Consider the following 16,197-nt stretch of genomic DNA (forward strand, 5'->3'; position numbering starts at 1 on the left):
CGGTGCTCCGGTCGGCCGACCGGAGCACCGCCACCCGCTGATCTCGGCCCGTCAGGGCCGCGGCTCGGCCGGCTCGGCCTCTTCCGCGGCGTTCCAGGCGATGCCGTCCAGGATGTCGTGTTCGGAGACGACGACCTCGGTGGCGCCGGTGCGCTCCATGATGGCCAGGAGGATGAGGGCGCCCGCGCCGATCACGTCGACCCGGCCCGGGTGCATCACGCCGATCGTCGCGCGCTCCGCGTGCGTCTGCGTCAGCATCCGCTCGCTGATCTCGCGGACCGCCTCGTACGGGATCCGGCTGTGGTGGATCGCCCGCGAGTCGTACTCCGCCAGCCCCAGCGCGATGCCCGCGACCGTGGTCACCGAGCCCGCCAGGCCCACCAGCGTCCGCGCGTCGCCCAGCGGCACCGACTCGGCCGCCAGGTCCAGCGCGGCCTCGATGTCGGCCCGTATGGCCGCGACCTGAGCCCCGGTCGGCGGGTCGGTGACGACCCCGTCGACGACCAGGTGGCGTTCGGTCATCCGGACGCAGCCCACGTCGACCGAGCGCGCGGCGCGCACGTGGTCGTCGCCGACCACGAACTCGGTGGAGCCGCCGCCGATGTCCACGACGAGGTACGGCTTCGCCAGGTCGTCGCGGCCCGTCAGCGCCTTGGTGGCGCCGGTGAAGGAGAACTCCGCCTCCTGCTCACCGCTGATCACCTCGGGCTCCACGCCCAGGATGTCCAGCACGCCCCGGACGAAATCGTCCCGGTTCTCCGCGTCGCGCGAGGCCGAGGTGGCCACGAAGCGGACCCGCTCGGCGCCCAGCTCCTTGATCACCGCGGCGTACTCGCGGCAGGCCGCGAAGGTGCGCTCCAGGGCCTCCGGAGCCAGCCGGCCGGTCTTGTCCACGCCCTGGCCGAGCCGGACGATGGTCATCCGCCGGTCCAGCTCGATCAGCTCGCCCGTCTCCGGGGTGCAGTCGGCGACCAGCAGGCGGATGGAGTTCGTACCGCAGTCGATGCCCGCGACGCGCGTCACGCGCCGGTCTCCGGCTGCTCCGCCGTCTCCGGCTGCTCCGCCTTCTTCTCCGCGCACGGCGTGACGCAGGCGCCCTTGGCCCACCACTCGGGCAGCATCGCGAGGGCCTCGTCGCCGAACGGGTTCACGCCGGGACCCGCGGCCAGCGAGTGACCCACCAGCACGTGCAGGCACTTGACGCGGTCGGGCATGCCGCCCGCGCTCGGGAAGCCCTCCAGCACCTCGATCGCGTCGCGCCGGGTGATGTAGTCCTCGTGCGCGGCCCGGTAGGCGGCGGCCAGCTCCGGGTCCGTGGCGAGGCGCGCCTGCATCTCCTTCATCACGCCGTTGGCCTCCAGCGTGCCGATGGCACCGGCGGCCCGCGGGCAGGTCAAGTAGTACAGCGTGGGGAACGGCGTGCCGTCGGGCAGTCGCGGGGCGGTCTCGACCACGTCGGGCTGCCCGCAGGGACAGCGGTGCGCGATGGCGCGCAGTCCGCGCGGCGGGCGGCCGAGCTGCTGCTCGAACGCGGCGATGTCCGCGTCCGTCGGCTCGGTCCGTGCGGTCTGGGGCGGGGGCGTCTGCATGCCTGGGGTGCGTCTTTCGGTAAGAGGTCGGTCGGTGAACGTCATTCGGCGGGGCGGTCGGCCTTGTCGATGCCGTCCCAGACGTTCGAGTACCAGGGCCGGTCGGCCGTCGCCGTGCCGGTGCCGCGGTGCTCCGCGGCCTCGGAGTCGACCATCGTGAAGCCGGTCTCCCCGGGCCGTACGTAGTGCAGGTGGCGGCGCGCCTGCTGCTCCGCGTACGCCCGGTCCTGCCAGCGGGCCTTCTCGTCGCGGAGTTCGTCCAGCCGCTTGCGCGCCCGGTCGGCGGTCCGCTGCTGGTCCGCGATCTCCGAGCGCTGGGAGACGTACTGGCGCATGGGATACGCGAGGGCGACGACCAGGGTACAGAGGACCAGCACCAGCAGCGCGGCCCGGCCGGTCAGCCGGCTGCGCCGGACCTGACGCCGCGACTGCGAGCGGTAGACGTGGGCCGCGGTCCGCTCACCGAGCTGCTTGAGCCTGGTAGCGGTCGAGAAGGTGGAGAACCGATCCCGGTTCCCGGCCATTGACCCCGCCTCCCCTGGTGCGCGCACACAGCAATACGTCCCCGCACACGGTACGGGACCGAGCGCGGGGACGTACGGAGGCTGTCAGGCCCCGCGGGGATTAACCCCGCGGAAGCCGGTCCCGAAGGAGATCAGCCCTTGAAGCGCGGGAAGGCGGAGCGGCCCGCGTACACCGCGGCGTCGTCGAGGATCTCCTCGATGCGCAGCAGCTGGTTGTACTTGGCGACGCGGTCCGAGCGGGCCGGGGCGCCGGTCTTGATCTGGCCGCAGTTCACGGCGACGGCGAGGTCGGCGATGGTGACGTCCTCGGTCTCGCCGGAGCGGTGCGACATCATGCACTTGAAGCCGTTGCGCTGGGCCATCTCGACGGCGTCCAGGGTCTCGGTCAGCGAACCGATCTGGTTCACCTTGACGAGCAGGGCGTTGGCCGAGCCCTCCTCGATGCCGCGGGCGAGGCGCTCCGGGTTGGTGACGAAGAGGTCGTCGCCGACGATCTGGACCTTGGTGCCCAGCTTGTCGGTGAGGGTCTTCCAGCCGGCCCAGTCGTCCTCGTACAGCGGGTCCTCGATGGAGACCATCGGGTACGCGGAGACGAGCTCCTCGTAGTACTCGGTCATCTCGGCGGCCGAGCGGGACTGGCCCTCGAACTCGTACTTGCCGTCCTTGTAGAACTCGGACGCGGCGACGTCGAGCGCGAGCGCGATGTCCTTGCCCGGGACGTAACCGGCCTGCTTGATGGCCTCGACGATGAGGTCGAGCGCGGCGCGGTTGGACTCCAGGTTCGGCGCGAAGCCGCCCTCGTCGCCCAGACCGGTCGAGAGGCCCTTGGTGTGCAGGACCTTCTTGAGGGTGTGGTAGACCTCGGCACCCCAGCGAAGGGCTTCGGAGAAGGACTCCGCGCCGATCGGGGCGATCATGAACTCCTGGATGTCGACGTTGGAGTCGGCGTGCGACCCACCGTTGAGGATGTTCATCATCGGAACGGGCAGCAGGTGCGCGTTCGGGCCGCCGAGGTAGCGGAAGAGCGGGAGGTCCGAGGCCTCGGACGCGGCGTGGGCCACGGCCAGGGAGACGCCGAGGATCGCGTTGGCGCCCAGGGAGCCCTTGTTGTCGGTGCCGTCCAGGTCGAACATGGCCTGGTCGATCAGACGCTGCTCGGTGGCGTCGTAGCCGACGAGCTCCGGGCCGATCTGCTCGATGACGGCGAGGACGGCCTTCTCGACGCCCTTGCCCATGTAGCGGTTGGGGTCACCGTCACGAAGCTCGATGGCCTCGAATGCACCGGTGGAGGCGCCGGACGGAACTGCAGCACGGCCGGTGCTGCCGTCGTCGAGGCCAACCTCGACCTCGACCGTGGGATTGCCTCGGGAGTCCAGGATTTCCCGGGCTACGACGACGTCGATGGACGGCACGAGCATCTCCTTCTGGGATGTGACGCTGGGTGTGCGGTGGCGTGTCAGGCCGTGGGACGGCCTTGCCGCTTAGAGCCTAACCGGCTCCGGGCACTCGGTCGGCCGACCAGCCGCTCCGTGGGATGAAAAAGGGTCTGAATACCCCTCTTACGTGACATACGGCAACGCCTGGGCGGGATGCCGGCCCCGGACGCACCACCGCCCGGCGCGTGAGGGGATACGCGCCGGGCGGTGGGGAACGCGAGTGTTACCGCGGGATTCAGCTGAGCTTCAGCTTCTGCCCCGGGAAGATCAGGTCGGCGTCCTTGACGATGTCCTTGTTCAGCTCGAACACCTGCTGCCAGCCGCCCTTGACGCCGTTCGCCTGGGCGATGGTGCCGAGGGTGTCGCCCGACTTGACCTCGTAGGAGCCGTTGCCCGTCTTGGGAGCCTCGGCCGCCGGGGCGGACTTGGTGGGGGCCGGGGTCTCGGCGCGCTCGGAACGGGTGACCGGGGCCTCGGGGCGCTTGGTCTCCTGCTTCGGCTCGGCCTTCTTCTCCGGCTTGCTCTGCGGCTTCGGCTTGCTGGGGGTCTCGGCCGAACCACCGTTGTAGGAGGAGCTCGACAGGCCCACGCCACAGGACGGCCACGCGCCCTTGCCCTGGCCCTTGAGGACCTTCTCGGCGATGGCTATCTGCTGCGACTTGGTGGCCTGGTTGGCCTGCGGGGCGTAGGCCTTGCCGCCGTAGGCGGCCCAGGTGGAGGACGAGAACTGAACGCCGCCGTAGTAGCCGTTGCCCGTGTTGATGGACCAGTTGCCGCCGGACTCGCACGCGGCGACGGCGTCCCACTGGGAGGCGGTCGCGGCGCTCGCGGCGCCGGCGGTCATCAGCGGAGCCGCCACGGCGACACCGGCGACACCGACGAGGGTGACGACACGGGTGGCCTTGGAGGCGCGACGGTGCTTGCCCTTGCCGGAAAGCAGCATGGTTTTCTCCTCACCGACGCCTGCGAAGTGAGCTGTCGGGTTCGGGCGGATGAGTTGCCCGGTCGCGCACCGAGGAGGTGCGCGGCTTAACCCCAAGCCGGTTCCGTGACCATCTCTCAATGGCCGGTTCCGGCACTTACCTTGGTTCCCCCGCTCCTGCCTTCGGCGCTTGCGCGACGACTGTTTCCTCCGTCCGCCGGCAGGATTCGGCGATGCGGTCGAAGGAGCCCGCGGTGGCGAGCGATTCAGAAGGTAGACAGGTCTCTCCCCGATGTTCAACGAGGGACATCGGGGAGAAACGGGCCCTACTTGCGCTCCCGGGGCGGGTGTTTGCGCAGGTGAGAGCGGGGTTTCCGGCAGTCGCCGACCAGGACACGCCAGTTGAACGGAAGAGATGCATGTCTCACTTGCACGAAAGGGACATACACGGCGATCTTCCCGCCCTAAGTGCCCCTATTTATGGCTTAGATCGAGATTCTGCCCCGGGGTGATCAGGTCGGCATCATGCCCGATGACCTGCTGATTGGCCTCGTAAAGGGCATTCCAGCCACCCTCGACTCCCTTGGCCTTCGCGATGGCCGTCAGGTTGTCGCCGCTCTTGACGGTGTACGTCGGGTCCGACAGGGCGTCAGGGGCGTTCGGAGCCTCGGCGGCGGGCGTTCCGCGGTGCTTTCCGCCACCCTCGCCCGTTTCGCCCTGCGGGAGGGCCACGGAGCCGGAAGGCGTCGACGGGGCCGCCGGGTTCGCCGGGGTCGAGGTCGCGGGAGCCGGAATGCCGGACGGCGAGGTCGACGGGCCGGTCGGGAGCGCCGGGGTGCCGGGCGTGGCCGGAGCGGGCGTGCCCGTGTGCCCCGTCGGCGCGCCGGGGCCGCCGGACAGCGGGTCCGGGGCCGGCATGACGGGCAGTACGGAGGTCAGCGGGGAGTCGGGCATCGCCGGCGGGGCGCTGGGCGAGGTGGTGGCCCCGGGGATGTGACCGGTCGAGGTCGGCGTCGACGCGGGGGCCGGGCCGCCGACCGGAGCCGGGGTGCCCTCGGGGCGCACCGGGGTCGGCGCGACCGAAGCGGAATGGCCGGGCGTGCCCGGATCGACGGTGGGCGCGGGGCCGGTGCGGGTGAGTCCCGAGGACTCCCCGCACAGCGGCCAGGCCTGCGGCCCCTGCGAGGCGAGCACGCGCTCGGCGATCGCGATCTGCTGCGAGCGACTGGCGAGGTCGGGCCGCGCCGCGAACTCCAGCCCGCCCGCGCTCTTCCACTGCTCCAGGGTGAACTGGAGGCCGCCGTACGACCCGCTGCCGAAGTCGGCGCTCCAGGTCCCGCCGCTCTCGCACTCCGCCACCCTGTCCCAGGTGGTGGTCTCCGCCGCGTTCGCGCCGGAGGCGGCGAACAGCGGTAGAGCGAGTGCGGAGCCGGCGACTCCGGCGGTGACGACAAGGGCGGGGACCTGACGGGGGCGTCTGTGGCGGCCGTTCCCGGAACGCATGAGGGTGGACCTTTCGCGTGGCGGTGGGGGGCGACGCGAACCTAGCCGGGTTCGAACGCTTGTCACAAGTCGATGATGCGCAGATCACGTCGAGGTCACAGAGTTGACTCTGCGTCAGTTGAGGCCCATGGAAGGGTTTATTCCGCATCTGAAACGTTTGGGGGTGTGAAGCGGACGGGAAGCGTGCGCAGGCCACGCATGATCAGTCCGCCGCGCCAGCGCAGCTCCTCGGGGGGAATGGCGAGTTCCAGATCGGGTAGACGCGTCAGCAAACTCGCGAGCGCCGTCTGGCCCTCCAGCCGGGCCAGCGGAGCGCCCAGACAGTAGTGGATGCCGTGTCCGTATCCGAGGTGCTGATTGTCGGTCCGCGAGAGGTCCAGGGTGTCCGGATCCTCGAACCGCGCGGGGTCGCGGTCGGCCGCCGCGAGGACCACGAGCACCGGATCGCCCGCCGGGACGTCCTGGCCGCCCAGGGTCAGCGGCTCGGTCGCATAGCGCCACGTCGCCAGCTCCACGGGTCCGTCGTAGCGGAGCAGCTCCTCGATCCCGGTCGCCAGCAGAGCGGACTCGCCGGCGGAGAGGGACTCCTGGAGGAGCGCGCGCTGACGCGGGTTGCGCATCAGGGCGTAGGTGCCGTTGCCGATCAGGTTGATGGTGGTCTCGAACCCGGCGAAGAGGAGCACGAAGCACATGGCGGTGGCCTCGGCCTCCGTCAGATGGTCGCCGTGGTCGCTCGCCCGGATCAGGTCCGAGATGAGGTCGTCGCCCAGGTCGTCGCGCTTGCGGTGGATCAGCTCTCCGAGATAGGCGCGGATCTTCTTCACGGAGCGGGCGACGCCGCCGCGCGGCCCGCCGCCGTGGCGGATCATCATCCCGGCCCAGTCGCGGAAGTCGTCCTGGTCCTCGCGCGGTACGCCGAGCAGGTCGCAGATGGCGTAGATGGGGAGCGGAAAGGCGAACTCGTGGATCAGGTCGGCCTCCCCCTTCTCCGCGAAGGCGTCGATGAGCCGGTCGGTCAACTCCTGGACCCGCGGGGCGAACTCGGCGACCCTGCGCGGGGTGAACGCCTTCGACACCAGGCGCCGCAGCCGCGTGTGGTCCGGCGGGTCGATGTTGAGCAGGTGCGTCATCAGGCCCGCGCTGCGCTCGCCGGGAATGCCCGTCTTGCCCGGCTCGGCGTGGTGCACCGGGTTCTTGCTCAGCCGCTGGTCGGCGAGGGCCTGCCGGGCGTCGGCGTACCGGGTGACCAGCCAGGCCTCGACCCCGCTGGGCAGCTTGGTGCGGTGCACGGGTGCGTGCTCGCGCAGCCAGGCGTAGGCGGGATACGGGTCGGTCGCGAACTCCCACGTGAAGAGTTCGGGTCCGGCGGCGGGGCAGCCGCCTTCGCGGCCGGCGGCGGGCTCGGCGGCGGGCTCGGCGGCAGCCTCGGCGGAGGACTCGGCAGGGGGCTCGGCGGGGGTTTCCTGGTGCACCCGCCGACCGTACCCCGCCCCTCGCCGGTCATCCCATATGACTGGTTTTCCGCGGCTGGCCGTAGATCACCCTTCCCTTGACCCCGGGATCGCGGCCGCTCCTACTGTCGCTCTTGTGGATGTGAGGATCTTGAAGAGCAGTTTCGCCGTGGTGGAGCGACGGGCCGAGCACGCGGTCAAGTACTTCTACACCCATCTGTTCTGGAACAATCCCGGCATTCGTGAGCTCTTCCCGGCCGCCGCCCCGGACATGGAACGCCAGCGGGACCGGCTCTTCGCCGCCCTCACCCATGTGATCGCGCACATCGACGACGAGACCCTCATCCCCTATCTCCGCGACCTCGGCCGCGACCACCGCAAGTTCCTCGCGCGCCCCGAGCACTACGACGCCGTCGGCGCCAGCCTGCTCGCCGCGCTCGCCGAGGCCAGCGGGCCCGCCTGGACCCCGGTCGTCGAGGAGGCGTGGAGCGCGGCCTACCGGGCGATCGCCGACCTGATGACCGCGGGCGCCGCCGCGAGCCAGGACCCGCCGTGGTGGGACGCCGAGGTGGTGCGCCACCTCCGGTACGGCACGGACATCGGCGTCCTGACGCTGCGGCCGCACCTGCCGCTCCCCTATCTCCCCGGCCAGTACGTCAGCGTGAGCTGCGCCCGGGTGCCGACCACCTGGCGCACGTACTCCCTCGGCAACGCGCCCCGCGCCGACCACACCGTCGACCTCCACGTCAGCCGGATCGAGGGCGGCCGCCTCAGCACCGCCCTGGTCCAGGACGTCGCGCCCGGCGAGGTGCTGCGGCTCGGCGCGGCGGGCGGCCGGGTCACCCTGCGCCACGAGGGCCGTCCCGCCACGTTCATCGCGGCCGGGACGGGCTGGGCGCCGGTGCGCGCCATGCTGGAGGAGCTGATGGCGCGGCCGCCGGGGCACGACGTACGCCTCTTCGTCGTCGCGCGCGACGGGGCGCACCTCTACGACCGGCCCCTGATCGACAGCTACGCGGACCGGCACCCCTGGCTCGCCGTCACCTACATCACGCCCGCGCCCGGCCGGCACCGCAACGAGGCGACCGGGCGGCTCGCGACCGCGCTCGGCAACCGCGGGCTCTGGCCGGACCAGGACGTCTATCTGTCCGGGCCGCCGCAGTTCATCGACGAGACCGCCGCCCTGCTGCGGGACCTGGGCGCCCTCCCGGGCCGGATCTTCCGCGACGCGGTGCCCGCCGCCTCCGGCGCGGGCCACGTCCGCCCGGTGGGTTTCGGCGAATGGTTCCTGAACCGGCCCGACCCGCACTGGCACGACCCCGGCGGCCGGGACCCGCGGCGCTGAGCGCGCGGCGCGCGGGTCAGCCCCTCGTCGTCGCGCGGTACGCCGCCACGGCGGGCGCGAGGACGGCCTCCACCCCGGCGCGCGGCCTCTGCGAGCCGATCTTCTGCACCGTGAGGATCACGTCGCCCTCGCGGACGAACGCCGACTCGCTGATGAAGGGGTCGGCGGAGCCGGGCATGACGGTCGAGATCCGGAGCACCAGGCCGTCGTCCGCCGGAACGTCCGCCGGCGCGACCGTCACGGTCTCCACGCCGTGGTCACCGTCGGCGTACGTGGTCGTATAAGAGGGACAGCGCCCCGCCGCGTCGCGGACGGCGCTCATGACGGCCGCCGCCTGGCCGGGCGCGTACCGGTCGAGCACCTCCTGGCCGAACCAGCTGTCGTCGACGCCCCCGTCCTCGATGGTGTCGGTGGCGAGCTGGCGCTCCAGCCCGACCGCCACGTCCTCCAGGGGGCGGGCATGGCGCGGCACGAAGGACTCGACGCCCAGTTCGGTGCAGGGCATCGAGGCGATCGGCACGGTGGAGGCGGGGGCGTGGGGCGCGCCGGTCGTCGTCGCGTTGATCTGCTCGGTCATCAGCAGGAAGCCCTGCGGGAGCCGGGCCGCGGTCAGCAGACCGTCGCGCAACCGTCCCTGCGACGAGCCCGGGGCCGACGCCGGGGCCGAGGCGCCGGGCGAGGAGCCCGGCGCCGAGGCGGGCGCCGGAGCGCCCGTCGACGCCCGCGTCGACGGGCCGGGCGAGCACGCCGCCGTACCGAGAACCGCCATGATGACCACCGCCATCGCGACATGCCGTGCGCGCACCGGTCCGCCCCCCTCAGATCTGTGGTGGCTCACCCTCGCACACGCCGCCCACGGCCTCCGTCCGGCCCCGGCACAACGTCACCGCGTCACAGCTCTCCGCGTCACGGCTCTCCGCGTCACGGCTCTCCGCGTCACCGCGTCACCGCGGGTCGACGCCCTCGGCCGCCCTGATCGCGTCCCGGTAGACCCGGGCCGCCGCGCGCAGCGCGGTCTCCGGGTCGGTGCCCGCCTCCTCGGCGCGCGCCGCCAGCGCCAGCAGCTCGTACCCGATGCCCTCTCCGGCCGGCAGCGGCACGTCCAGGCCGCCCGCGCGGGCGCGGCCCGCGAGCTTCGCCGCGAGCGCCAGCCCGGGCTGGCCCACCGGGACCCCGTCGGTCACCGATTCCCGCCGCTTCTCGACGGCCTTGGTGCGCTGCCAGATCTCCGCGACGTCCTGCGGGGTGTGCGCGACCTCGTCGCCGAAGACGTGCGGGTGGCGGTGGACGAGCTTGTCGACCAGGCTCCCGGCCACGTCGTCGATGGAGAAGGGCTCGTCCTCTTCCCCTTCTCCCCCTTCTTCCGCGATGCGCGCGTGGAAGACGACCTGGAGGAGTACGTCGCCCAGCTCCTCCCGCAGCGCGTCGCGGTCGCCGTCCTCGATGGCCTCGACGAGTTCGTACGCTTCCTCGATGCCGTACTTCGCCAGGCCCTCGTGGGTCTGTTGCGAGGTCCAGGGGCAGGCGCGCCGGACCCGGTCCATGACCTGGACGAGGTCGAGCAGCCGGGCGCCGGGCAGGTCGTAGGAGCCGGGCAGCAGCTCCAGGTCGGGCATGGAGATCCGGCCGGAGCCGGCCAGCCGGGCCAGGCCGTCGGTGAGCCGCTGGTCGCCCTCGCCGCTCGGCAGGATGACCACGGTGCGGCCCCCCGCGCACGCCTCGACCAGCGCGTGGGCGTCCAGGGCCGCCACCTCGACCTCGACGCCCGCCTCCCGCAGGTACGGGAGCTGCGGGTTCGCGGCGTCGGCGCACAGCACCCGGTCCGCCGCGTGCAGGGTCTGCCACGCCGACCAGGACAGCAGGCCGGGGGCGACCCGGTGACTGGCGGTCAGCAGGACGATGCGGCCGGTGGGCTCGGCGGCACCGGGCTCGGCGGCATCGGGCGCGGCGGCGGGCGCGGAAGCGTGGTCGTCGTTCACGCTTCGAACCTACCCCCGGTGGCGGCTCAGGCTCCCGCGGGGGCTTGTTCGGCCCGGGTCCGCTGGTTCACCCACGGGGTTTCCGCGTTGCCGAGGCCGATCTGCTTGTCGTCCCAGGCGCCGTAGCGCGGGTTCACCTGGATGTGCAGCTCCTTGGCCGCCTTGCCCAGCGCGTCGAGGACCTTGTCCTCGCCGTAGCGGTCGCTGAGCTTGCCGAAGAGCAGCCGGAAGCGGAATTCGCCGTCGATCTGGTCGGGCGCGAGCGGGACCCGGTCCATCAGCGCCGCCGTCTCCAGCTGGGCGGCGCCCTTGGCCTGCTCGGTCTGTGCCTTGCGGGCGGCCTCGATGTCCTTGGTGCTGACCGACACCCCGGCGTCCTCGGCGGCCTTCTCCAGGACGCGCAGCTGGATCATCTTGCCGAGTTTGACCCGCTCCAGGCCCGCGCTGGCCGCGATCAGCCGCTCCGGCTGATCGGCCCGGCTCTGGGCCGTGCGGACGTCCTTGACCTGCGCCTGGAGCGCTGCGGTGGTGATCCGTTCGCCGCCGACCACGGCCGCCGTGCCGGGGCGGACCTCGGCGGAGGAGCAGGCGGAAAGGAGGGGGGCCGCCACGAGCAGGGCGGCGGATACGGAGAGCGCTGTGCGACGGTGCAAAGGAGCCTCCCGGGCCGGGCTGGATTGTGCTTTGGTGCACAAGGGCCTTGCGGTGATCGATAGTATGCAGTCCGGGTCGTCCCAGCTACCGCTTCGACCAACGATTCCAAGGGTGTTGGGGTGCGCGTTCACTCCTCGGCCATCCGGCGGTCTTCCGTCGCTGCGAGGGTCGGCCCACCATGGCGACACCGCACTCACCCGGCCGCTCCCGCGCCCTCCCCCGTCACCTCCACCGCTCCCGCGGCCCGGCCGGTGCCGCGTCGGCGGGGCTGATCGCCGCGCTGGCCGTCTGCGCCGGGGACGCCGTCGCGCGCGTCTTCCCGTACGGCCCGCGCCACCGCAGCGTGAACGACCTCGGCAATCAGTTCGTCCCCTTCCACGCCCACCTGTGGGACCTGCTGCACGGGCGGGCGGCCGGGGACCTGCTGTTCAACTGGAGCTCGGGCTACGGAACCGCGTTCCTGCCCGACTTCGGGACCTACCTGAGCAGCCCCTTCGCACCGCTCGTCGCCCTCTTCCCGCGCGCCGACATCGACCTCGCCGTCTATGTCGTGACGGTGCTGAAGACGGCGGCCGCCGCGGCCGCCATGGCCTGGCTGCTGCGCACGCAGCGGCGCGGGCCGTGGTGGGGGGCCGCCCTGCTGGGGGCCTCGTACGCGCTGTGCGGGTGGTCGGTCATCGAGGCCTCCTACAACCCCATGTGGCTCGACGGGCTGATCGCCTTTCCGCTCCTGTGTCTGACGGGTGAATGGGCGCTGCGCGAGCGCCGCCCGGTCGCCGCCGCGCTGGTCGTCGCGCTCTGCTGGACGGCGAACTTCTACACCGCCTACATGGGCACGCTCGGCGCGGCCCTGGTGCTGCTGCTGCGCCTCGCGCTGACCCGCGAGGGCGTACGGGCCCGCCTGCGCGTCGCCCTGCGCGCGGCCGGGGCCACCGCCTCGGGGCTCGCGCTGGCCCTGCCGGTCCTGCTGCCGCTGTTCCTCAGCTCCCGGCAGGCCTACCCGGGCTGGACCCGCCAGTTCGCGCCCGCGCCCTGGACGGACGTGTTCGCCCGGCTGCTGCCCGCGACCTACAGCTTCTCCTCGCCCGCCCTCTTCGTGGGCACCGGGACCCTGCTGCTGGCCGCCGCGCTGCCGCTGCACCGGGCGGTGCCCCGGCGGGAGCGCTGGTGGTGGAGCGGCCTGGTGGCCGCGGTGCTGCTCTCCTTCCAGTGGAAGCCGACCCATCTGGCCTGGCACGTCTTCGCCACCCCCAACGGCAGCCCGTACCGGCAGACCTTCGTGCTGGCCGGGATCCTGGTGATGGCCGCCTGGACGGCGCTCGCCGCGGGCCGGCCGGGGCCGCGCGCGCTGACCGCGGGCGCGGGACTGCTGCTCGCGGCGCTGCTCGCCGCGTCGGGGAGCGCGCTGGCCGGTCCGGTGGCGTACGGGCTCGGCGCCGCCGGGATCGCGGCCGCCGCGGCGGGGTGGTGGTTCGCCGCCTCCCCGCGCCGCCGGTACGCGCTGCCCGCGGCCGCCCTGCTCGCCCTCACCCTCGTCACCCAGGCGGCGGCCACCACCGCCTGGGGGCACAAGGGCACGCTCGGCGGCCTCGACGACTACCCCTCCTGGGGCGCGCCGCACACCGCGCGCGCCGCGGCGCTCGCCGCCGCCGACGGCTGGCCCGCCCACCGCACGGACCCGGGGCGGCCCGCGCTCACCGGCAACGACCCGCTGCTGCTCGGCGGGGAGGGCGGCTCCTACTACAGCAGCCACACCCCGGACGTCCTCACCCGCACGATGGCGGCCCTCGGCGCGGGCTGGACCTCGCGGGGGCGCAGCGTGCAGAGCCTGGACAGCCCGGTGACGGACGCGGTGTTCGCGGTGGGCGCGCGGCTGCGGCCGGACGGCACGGTGGGGCGCGCGGCCGTGCCCCCGCTGGTGACGCTGCGCCCGGCCGGGCCGCCGCCCGCCTTCGGTCCCTCGCCCTTCCGCAACCAGGAACTCCTGCTGGGGGCCCGGGTGTACGAGGATCCGGTGGCGCCCGGGGTGTGCCGGGCGGGCACCGACGCCTTCCTGTGGGCGCCCGCGTACAACGGCACGGCCCGCCTCGCCGACGGCGCCCCCTTCCGGCTGAACGGGAACGCCCCGCGCAACCGGGCCGCCGTCCAGCCGCTCGGGACCTCCCGGGGCCCGTCCTCGGCCGTGTCCTTCGACCAGGGGGCGCCCGCCGCCTGGACCCTGGCTTGCCTGGACCGCCCGCTGCTGGACGCGGCGGCCCGGGGGCTGCGGGACACGGGGGCGGTCTCGGTGACGGTGGGCGCCCACGCCGTACGGGCGACCCTGGCCCCGGGGTCGGCGGGGACGGCCGTGCTGTCGGTCCCGGCGGTCGCGGGCTGGACCTGCGACGGGGCCCCGGCGGGCGCCTACCTGGGCCTGGTCGCGGTCCCGGTGACCCCGGACCGCACCACCGTGTCCTGCGCCTTCCGCCCTCCCGGCCTGGTCCCGGGCCTGGCGGCCGCCGCCCCGGCGGCGCTCCTGCTGCTGGCGGTCCTCGCCCGGTCGGCGGTGCTCCGCCGCCGGGGAAGGCCCTGACTCAGTGGGCCCGGCTCAGCCGACCCGACTCAGCGGACCTGGCCCAGCCACTGGAGGGTGCGGCGGACCTCCGTGGTGAAGGGGTGGGCCGAGCCGTGCAGGTGTTCCGCGTCGAACAGCAGGCGGACGAGGCTGTCGTGGGCCGCCGCGCGGTCCCCGAGGGACAGCAGCAGCTGCGCCATCCGGCGCCGGACCTCCAGCGGCAGGCCCGGGTCCGGATTGGCGTACCGGTTCTCGAACAGCGGGAGCAGTGAGCGGTACTCGGCCAGGGCGGCGGCCGGTTCGCCGAGCTGCTCCAGGCACTGGGCGGCGTCGTAGCGGAAGCGCAGGGACTGCGGGTCGCCCGCCGGGAACTCCTCTGCCAGGCGGCGCAGTTCGGGCAGGGCCCGGCGGTACTGGCCGTCGTCCATCAGCGTGGCCGCGTACTGCTTGCGCAGCGACCGGACGACCGGCGAGTGCTCCCCGTGCTGCGCGACGGCCGCCGGGAGGATGCCGCCGAGGATGTCCACGGCCTGGGTGAGGCGGCCCTCGTCCAGCAGCCCCCGGGCCTCGTCGACGGCGGCCGGGATGTCGCTGCGCGCGGGGGCGGCGGGCGGGGTCTGCGGGCGCGGCGGGGCCGTGACCCGGTCCGGCCAGGGCGCCTGCGGGCGCAGGAAGGGGCGGGTGGGGTCCAGGGGACCGGTGGGGCTGCCGTGGGTGGGCAGCAGCGGGACCAGCGCCTCGTACACCTCCTGCGCGGAGCCGGGCCGGTCCTGCGGGTCCTTGGCCAGCAGGTGCATCAGCACCGTTTCGAGGTGGGGCGGGATCTCGGGGCGCAGCTGGCGCACCGGGAGCGGGGGCTCGTACAGGTGCCGGTGCAGCACGCCGAGGGCGGTGGACCCGGCGAAGGGGACGTTGCCGCTGAGGAGTTCGTAGAGCAGCACGCCGAGGGCGTAGAGGTCGGTGGCGGGGCCGACGGCGCCGCCCATGGCCTGTTCGGGGGCCATGTAGGCGGGGCTGCCGATCGGCGATCCGGTGTGCGTGAGGCGGGTGGTGTCGGTGTCCATGACGGAGGCGACGCCGAGGTCGAGGACGGTGACCGTGCCGTCGGGGCGCACCATCACGTTGCGCGGCTTGAGGTCGCGGTGCACGATCGGCACCGCGTGGACGGCGGACAGCACCGAGCACAGCTGCGCGACCACCGAGACCGCCCACGGCCAGGGGTAGGGGTCGTGCTCGGCCAGGTGGTCGGCGAGGTCGGCGCCCTCGACGTACTGCATGACGAGGTACAGCTCGTCGCCGTCGTTGCCCGCGTCGTGGACGGTGACCAGCCCGGGGTGGTCGACCTGCGCGGTGACCCGGCATTCGCGCACGAAGCGGCGGCGCAGCTCCTCGGCGACGGTGCCGGGGCCCGCCACCTTGTCGGGGCGCAGCAGCTTGACGGCCACCCGGCGGTCCAGGCGCCGGTCGTACGCCGTCCAGACCTGGCCCATGCCGCCCTGGCCCAGGACGGTGGCGAGCTGATAGCGCTCGCCGATGATGCGCTCGGTCACCGGCCGGGCTCCTGGCCGGGCTCCCGGCCCTGCTCCTGCCGTCGCAGCAGCTCGCTCAGCTCGTCGAGCTCGGCGCGGACCTGGCCGATCCGCGGGGGCGACGGGGGCTGCTGGGGCTGCTGGAACGCCTGGGGCGGCTGGGTCGGTGCCGGGGCGGGGGTGGCGGCCTGCGGCGGGTAGCCGTATCCGTACGGCGCCTGCGGCGGGTGCGGCGGCGGGTACCAGTCGGCGGCCGGGGGCCGGTTCTCGCGCCGCAGGTCGGCGTAGAGGAAGTACGCGAGGGTCGCCACCGCGGTCGTCAGCGCGATCGACATGCCGACGTCACTGCGGGCGCCGCCGGCGTTCGGCACCGGGTCGGTGCCGACCAGCACGAACCCGAGGACGCCCAGACCGGCGGAGAGGGCGAACAGCGCCCAGTCCCGGCCGGCCCGGGTGACGATCGCGAGCCGCAGCATGGTGATCCAGGCCAGGAACCCGAAGGTGAGCAGCGGCAGCACCGCGAAGATCACGCGCAGGACCACCCTGTAGACCTGGCTGCGCTGGTTCCCGTGCTGCCGTCGCGGCGGCGGGAAGCCGGGGCCGGGGCCGTGCATCGTTGCTCCTGACGGGCGAATTTTCGGATGTGCTCGGGTGCGAGCGTATACACCGGCGGGGCCCACCGTTCAGGGGATGTACCCAACCGTTGCGGTC

Annotated in this window: 14 protein-coding genes and 1 riboswitch; of the genes, 2 read left to right on the forward strand and 12 right to left on the reverse strand. The window is 73.3% G+C overall.

Going from position 1 to position 16,197, the window contains the following annotated elements:
* Positions 1-51 precede the first annotated feature (51 nt).
* From ABT084_RS29620 to ABT084_RS29650, 7 genes are all read right to left on the reverse strand, one after another.
* Positions 52-1,023, reverse strand: coding sequence for a Ppx/GppA phosphatase family protein (locus ABT084_RS29620; RefSeq protein WP_351050269.1), 972 nt, complete (start codon positions 1,021-1,023; stop codon positions 52-54).
* Positions 1,020-1,589: a DUF501 domain-containing protein gene (locus ABT084_RS29625; RefSeq protein ID WP_351050271.1), complete on the reverse strand. Its 570-nt coding sequence runs from the start codon at positions 1,587-1,589 to the stop codon at positions 1,020-1,022. Before ABT084_RS29625 ends, ABT084_RS29620 begins: the two co-directional genes overlap by 4 nt.
* A gap of 41 nt (positions 1,590-1,630) precedes the next feature.
* Entirely contained in the window at positions 1,631-2,113 is a 483-nt protein-coding gene (locus tag ABT084_RS29630) for an FtsB family cell division protein (RefSeq protein WP_351050274.1), read from the reverse strand.
* 131 nt (positions 2,114-2,244) lie between these two features.
* Positions 2,245-3,531 carry a phosphopyruvate hydratase gene (gene eno / locus ABT084_RS29635; protein WP_351050277.1) on the reverse strand — a complete coding sequence of 429 codons (1,287 nt, stop codon included), beginning with the start codon at positions 3,529-3,531 and terminating at the stop codon, positions 2,245-2,247.
* 253 nt (positions 3,532-3,784) lie between these two features.
* Positions 3,785-4,492 (reverse strand): transglycosylase family protein, encoded by a 708-nt coding sequence (locus ABT084_RS29640; protein ID WP_351050279.1) that lies wholly within the window; start codon positions 4,490-4,492, stop codon positions 3,785-3,787.
* 2 nt (positions 4,493-4,494) lie between these two features.
* Positions 4,495-4,670: riboswitch (cyclic di-AMP (ydaO/yuaA leader) on the reverse strand.
* Positions 4,671-4,945: 275 nt separating this feature from the next.
* Positions 4,946-5,974, reverse strand: coding sequence for a transglycosylase family protein (locus tag ABT084_RS29645; RefSeq protein WP_351050282.1), 1,029 nt, complete (start codon positions 5,972-5,974; stop codon positions 4,946-4,948).
* 137 nt (positions 5,975-6,111) lie between these two features.
* A complete protein-coding gene (locus ABT084_RS29650) occupies positions 6,112-7,446 on the reverse strand; it encodes a cytochrome P450 family protein (protein WP_351050285.1) in 1,335 nt (444 codons plus the stop codon).
* Positions 7,447-7,567: 121 nt separating this feature from the next.
* On the opposite strand from ABT084_RS29650, the gene ABT084_RS29655 reads away from it, so the two are divergent.
* A complete protein-coding gene (locus ABT084_RS29655) occupies positions 7,568-8,770 on the forward strand; it encodes a globin domain-containing protein (protein ID WP_351050288.1) in 1,203 nt (400 codons plus the stop codon).
* A gap of 16 nt (positions 8,771-8,786) precedes the next feature.
* On the opposite strand, the gene ABT084_RS29660 is transcribed toward ABT084_RS29655, so the two are convergent.
* From ABT084_RS29660 to ABT084_RS29670, 3 genes are all read right to left on the reverse strand, one after another.
* Positions 8,787-9,575: a hypothetical protein gene (locus tag ABT084_RS29660; protein WP_351050290.1), complete on the reverse strand. Its 789-nt coding sequence runs from the start codon at positions 9,573-9,575 to the stop codon at positions 8,787-8,789.
* Positions 9,576-9,714: 139 nt separating this feature from the next.
* Positions 9,715-10,749, reverse strand: a complete 1,035-nt coding sequence (locus ABT084_RS29665) for a nucleoside triphosphate pyrophosphohydrolase (protein ID WP_351050293.1) — start codon at positions 10,747-10,749, stop codon at positions 9,715-9,717.
* Positions 10,750-10,775: 26 nt separating this feature from the next.
* Positions 10,776-11,402: a SurA N-terminal domain-containing protein gene (locus tag ABT084_RS29670; RefSeq protein WP_351050296.1), complete on the reverse strand. Its 627-nt coding sequence runs from the start codon at positions 11,400-11,402 to the stop codon at positions 10,776-10,778.
* A 179-nt stretch (positions 11,403-11,581) separates the two neighbouring features.
* Here ABT084_RS29670 and ABT084_RS29675 point away from each other — a divergent pair, with 179 nt between their 5' ends.
* The gene (locus ABT084_RS29675) at positions 11,582-13,975 is read left to right on the forward strand and encodes a YfhO family protein (RefSeq protein ID WP_351050299.1); all 2,394 of its coding nucleotides are present in this window, start codon (positions 11,582-11,584) and stop codon (positions 13,973-13,975) included.
* 29 nt (positions 13,976-14,004) lie between these two features.
* On the opposite strand, the gene ABT084_RS29680 is transcribed toward ABT084_RS29675, so the two are convergent.
* Both ABT084_RS29680 and ABT084_RS29685 read right to left on the reverse strand, forming a co-directional pair.
* Positions 14,005-15,507: a protein kinase domain-containing protein gene (locus tag ABT084_RS29680; protein ID WP_351050302.1), complete on the reverse strand. Its 1,503-nt coding sequence runs from the start codon at positions 15,505-15,507 to the stop codon at positions 14,005-14,007.
* Positions 15,504-16,100, reverse strand: a complete 597-nt coding sequence (locus ABT084_RS29685; RefSeq protein WP_351050304.1) for a hypothetical protein — start codon at positions 16,098-16,100, stop codon at positions 15,504-15,506. Before ABT084_RS29685 ends, ABT084_RS29680 begins: the two co-directional genes overlap by 4 nt.
* Between the last annotated feature and the right edge of the window lie 97 nt (positions 16,101-16,197).

The organism is Streptomyces sp. NPDC002138, assembly GCF_040296485.1.
Taxonomy (GTDB): Bacteria; Actinomycetota; Actinomycetes; order Streptomycetales; family Streptomycetaceae; genus Streptomyces.

Excerpts from the sequence above, each read along its gene's own strand:
- ABT084_RS29630 (WP_351050274.1), bottom strand. The coding sequence starts at position 2,113 with ATGGCCGGGAACCGGGATCGGTTCTCCACCTTCTCGACCGCTACCAGG.
- ABT084_RS29625 (WP_351050271.1), bottom strand. The coding sequence starts at position 1,589 with ATGCAGACGCCCCCGCCCCAGACCGCACGGACCGAGCCGACGGACGCG.
- ABT084_RS29675 (WP_351050299.1), top strand. The coding sequence starts at position 11,582 with ATGGCGACACCGCACTCACCCGGCCGCTCCCGCGCCCTCCCCCGTCAC.
- ABT084_RS29640 (WP_351050279.1), bottom strand. The coding sequence starts at position 4,492 with ATGCTGCTTTCCGGCAAGGGCAAGCACCGTCGCGCCTCCAAGGCCACC.
- ABT084_RS29685 (WP_351050304.1), bottom strand. The coding sequence starts at position 16,100 with ATGCACGGCCCCGGCCCCGGCTTCCCGCCGCCGCGACGGCAGCACGGG.
- ABT084_RS29645 (WP_351050282.1), bottom strand. The coding sequence starts at position 5,974 with ATGCGTTCCGGGAACGGCCGCCACAGACGCCCCCGTCAGGTCCCCGCC.
- eno (WP_351050277.1), bottom strand. The coding sequence starts at position 3,531 with ATGCTCGTGCCGTCCATCGACGTCGTCGTAGCCCGGGAAATCCTGGAC.